We start from the raw sequence: 4,173 nt of genomic DNA on the forward strand, positions 1-4,173 counted from the left end.
GATTTTAAACAGCTGTAGAACAGCTATAAAATCCAAGAAAAAACCAACTATAATTTGCACAATTACAATGAAAGAGAAAATTATATCTAAAGCTAAGGAAATGTTTTTGAAACTCGGTTTCAAGAGTATTACTATGGACGATATTGCTGGCGAAATGTGTATTTCAAAAAAAACAATTTACAAGTATTTTGCTAACAAAGAGTTACTTATCGAAGAGAGCGTTCAAGTAATTCATACCGAAGTAAACACGATCATAAACACGATAACCTCTCAAGATTTTAATGCCATTGAAGAGAATTTTGAAATCAGACGTATGTTTGAAAACATGTTTAAGTCTACTGATACTTCGCCGGTGTACCAATTAAAAAAACATTACCCCGAAGTGTACCAAAAAGTATTATCTGATCAAGTGGAAATGTGCGAGTCCTGTTTTAGGAAAAACATAGAGAAAGGAATTGCACAAGGTTTATATAGAAAAGACTTGAACATAGACGCTTACATCAAGTTTTACTATACTTTAATTTTTTCGATTAACGAAAACATTAGATCAGAACGAGAAGCATTTGCACTTGAAATGGAAGCATTACAATACCATACCAGAGCTATGGCAACAGAAAATGGCATACTGGAACTAGAAAGAAATTTAATTAAATCAAGTTTATAAAATGAGAAAAATAATCATACTAATGACCGTGCTGCTGTCCATAAGCATTCATGCACAAGAACTAAAAAGCCTAACTTTAAAAGATGCTATTACGTACGCACTTGAAAACAAAGCCGATGCGAAAAAGGCAAGATTACAAGTAGAAAGAGGGGAATACGAAATTCAAGAAGTTCGTTCAAGGGCTTTGCCTCAAATTTCAGCAAATGGTAGCTTAAACTACAACCCTATCTTGCAAACTACTGTAATTGACGGTGCTGGATTTGGCGCACCAGGAACCACAATTCAAGCTGCGTTTGGTCAAAAATGGAACTCAACAGCGGGAGTTTCCCTTAACCAAGCCTTATACGACCAAGCTGTTTTTATAGGTTTGAAAGCGGCAAAATCAACTCGTGAGTTTTACCAAATAAACGCACAATTAACTGAAGAGCAAGTTATAGAGCGCGTAGCTAATGCATACTACCAAGTTTATGTAACGCGTCAAAACTTAACTGTACTTGATAACAACCTTAAAAATACCACAAAAGTTAAGGACATCATTCAAGGACAATATGATAACGGACTGGCTAAAAAAATTGACTTAGATAGAACGCTAGTTCGTATCTCAAACATCAATACACTACGTCAACAAACTCTGAACGCTGTAACACTACAAGAAAACGCTTTGAAATTTTTTATGGGTCTACCTGTAGATACACGCATTTCTATTCCACAAAAAGAATTTGAAATTACTCCAAGCGCACTTTCACTTACTCCAGATACAACAACTAGAACGGAATATTTGTTACTTAAAAAGAACGAACAATTATTGGAATACCAAAAAAAATCTATAGAGGCAGCCTATTACCCAAGTTTATCACTTACAGGCGGATATAACTTCATCGGTCAAGGTCCAGAGATGCCTTGGTTCAAGAAACCATCAGATGGAGTTTATTGGTCAGACTTTGCTTCTGTAGGACTGAATTTACGCGTACCAATCTTTTCAGGATTTGGAACAAAAGCAAGAGTAAGCCAAGCTAATAACAAACTTGCTTCGATAAAAGTAGATTTGGAAGAGACCAAACTGGCATTGGATTTAGAATACAGCAATGCAAAAACGCAAATCGAGAATAGTATTGTATCGATCAACAATCAAAAAGAAAACGCAAAACTTGCCCAAGAGGTTTTAACAAATACGAACAACAACTACATTCAAGGCTTGGCGTCACTTACTGATTTACTTGAAGCAGAAAGCGAACTTGTTGTAGCTCAAAACAATTACACATCGGCCTTATTAGATTACAAATTAGCCGAAATACAATTAATAAAAGCAAAAGGAGAACTAAAAACATTAACCAATAAATAATCAAAATGAAAAAAATTATAATAACCGCTGTAATCATCATAGGTAGTTTAGGTGTAATTGGATATATTTTAACCAATAACAAAAAAGAAAACGAAGCCAAAACAGCCATTGTTGCAGAGAAAAATGCAACAGTATCGGTACGAACTGATGTGGTAAAAACAGAAGTAGTATCTCTTGACTTTACCTCAAATGGAAATTTTGAACCGGTGCAAGAACTAAAATTTTCAGCGGAGAAATCAGGAAAAATAACTAAAGTTTTAGCCAAAGAAGGTGATTACGTGAGCGTAGGACAAACTCTTGCTATTGTACGTAGTGATGTGGTTAATGTAAATGCGCAAAATGCAAATGCTATTTATCAAAACGCAGTGGCTGATTACAATCGATTTGAAAACGCGTTTAAAACCGGTGGTGTAACCAAGCAACAACTAGACCAAGCTAAATTACAAATGGTAAATGCTAAGTCACAATTGACACAAGCCAACATTAACGTGGGAGACACGAGAATTAAAGCACCAATAAGCGGATTCATCAATAAAAAACACATTGAGGTAGGATCTATCATTACCGGAATGCCTGCAACACAATTGTTTGATATTGTAAACGTATCAAAACTAAAATTAAAAGTTAACGTAAACGAAAGTCAAGTAGCTGGATTAAAAGTAGGAAACGCTACAACAGTTGTTGCTAGTGTGTATCCTGACAAAACTTTCTCGGGAAAAATTACTTTTATTGCTGCAAAAGCGGATGAAACTTTAAACTTCCCGGTAGAAATAGAAATTACAAACAATGCCAATAAAGACCTAAAAGCAGGAATGTATGGTACAGCAGCATTTGCATCAACTCAGCAAAAGCAAGCTTTGAAAATTGTTCCTAGAAATGCTTTTGTAGGTAGTGTGAGTAGCAATCAAGTATTTGTAATTGAAAATGGAACTGCTAAATTAAAAACAGTAACTGCCGGTAGAATTCTAGGTGATAAAGTAGAAATCTTAAACGGTCTTGAAGAAGGAGAGCAAATAATTGTAACGGGACAAATCAATTTGCAAGACGGTAGCAAAGTGGAGGTTATTAAATAGATTAAAAATTTGTTTCAAGTTTAAAGTTTAAAGTTACAAAACTTGAAACCTGAAACTTGAAACCTGAAACTAAAACATATGAAATTAGCAGAAATATCCATAAAACGTCCGTCGTTAGTGATTGTATTGTTTACAATCCTAACACTTGGTGGACTGTTCAGTTACAGCAATTTGGGGTATGAATTGATCCCGAAATTTGAAACGAACGTAATTACTATTGCTACCATTTACCCGGGAGCATCGCCTAGTGAGGTAGAAAATACCGTTACTAAAAAAATAGAGGATGCGATTGCCTCTCTTGAAAACATTAAAAAAATAGACTCTAAGTCGTACGAAAGTTTATCTACTGTATCGATCACATTGACTTCAACAGCCGATGTTAACATTTCGATGAACGATGCGCAACGTAAAATTAATGCCGTTTTAGGGGAACTTCCTGATGATGTAGAAACTCCCTCTTTAACTAAATTCTCCTTGAGTGATTTACCAATTATGACTCTTGGTGCCAATGGAAATTTAGACGAGGTAGCTTTTTACGATCTTGTTGACAAAAAATTAGCTCCTGTTATTTCACGTGTTGAAGGTGTGGCGCAAGTGAATATCATTGGTGGACAAGAACGTGAAATTCAAGTGAATCTGGATGCCGTAAAAATGCAAGCCTACGGACTTTCTATTCCACAGGTTCAACAAAATATTCTGGCTTCTAACTTAGATTTCCCTACCGGAAACATTCAAACTCGTGAGCAAAAAATATTAATTCGTTTAGCTGGAAAGTACAAAAACGTTGACGAATTAAGAAACCTAATTGTTTCCTCTAGAAATGGTATCCAAGTACGTCTTAGCGATATTGCTGATGTACAAGATGGTCAAAAAATTACTGAAAAAGTAGCACGTGTAAACCGAAAAAGCGCTATCATTTTACAGATTATCAAACAATCTGATGCGAATGCAGTTGCGGTAAGTGAGGAATTGGTAAAAACCATTGCTAAACTTGAATCGGATTACAAACCAGTAGGTCTAAAACTTGCAGTAGCGAAGGACAGTACTCTTTGTACACTTGAAGCTGCTGAGGCAGTAGTGCATGATTTACTTAT

At 35.4% G+C, this 4,173-nt stretch carries 4 protein-coding genes; all 4 read left to right on the forward strand.

Annotated features, from left to right (window positions below; genetic code table 11):
* Positions 1 to 664 (forward strand): TetR/AcrR family transcriptional regulator (locus tag FPG59_RS14445; RefSeq protein WP_369596827.1); only part of this gene is annotated, 664 nt, incomplete at its 5' end.
* Position 665: 1 nt separating this feature from the next.
* On the forward strand, positions 666 to 2,006 hold the full coding sequence (locus FPG59_RS14450) for a TolC family protein (RefSeq protein WP_086455276.1): 1,341 nt from the start codon (positions 666 to 668) through the stop codon (positions 2,004 to 2,006).
* A gap of 5 nt (positions 2,007 to 2,011) precedes the next feature.
* Positions 2,012 to 3,079, forward strand: a complete 1,068-nt coding sequence (locus FPG59_RS14455) for an efflux RND transporter periplasmic adaptor subunit (protein ID WP_086455277.1) — start codon at positions 2,012 to 2,014, stop codon at positions 3,077 to 3,079.
* A 78-nt stretch (positions 3,080 to 3,157) separates the two neighbouring features.
* A partial coding sequence (locus FPG59_RS14460) for an efflux RND transporter permease subunit (protein WP_140344681.1) occupies positions 3,158 to 4,173 on the forward strand: 1,016 nt, incomplete at its 3' end.

Source organism: Flavobacterium sp. FPG59 (assembly GCF_002150205.1).
In the GTDB taxonomy this organism is placed as follows: Bacteria; Bacteroidota; Bacteroidia; order Flavobacteriales; family Flavobacteriaceae; genus Flavobacterium.

Coding starts and splice junctions, on each gene's coding strand:
- FPG59_RS14450 (WP_086455276.1), top strand. CDS start 666: ATGAGAAAAATAATCATACTAATGACCGTGCTGCTGTCCATAAGCATT.
- FPG59_RS14455 (WP_086455277.1), top strand. CDS start 2,012: ATGAAAAAAATTATAATAACCGCTGTAATCATCATAGGTAGTTTAGGT.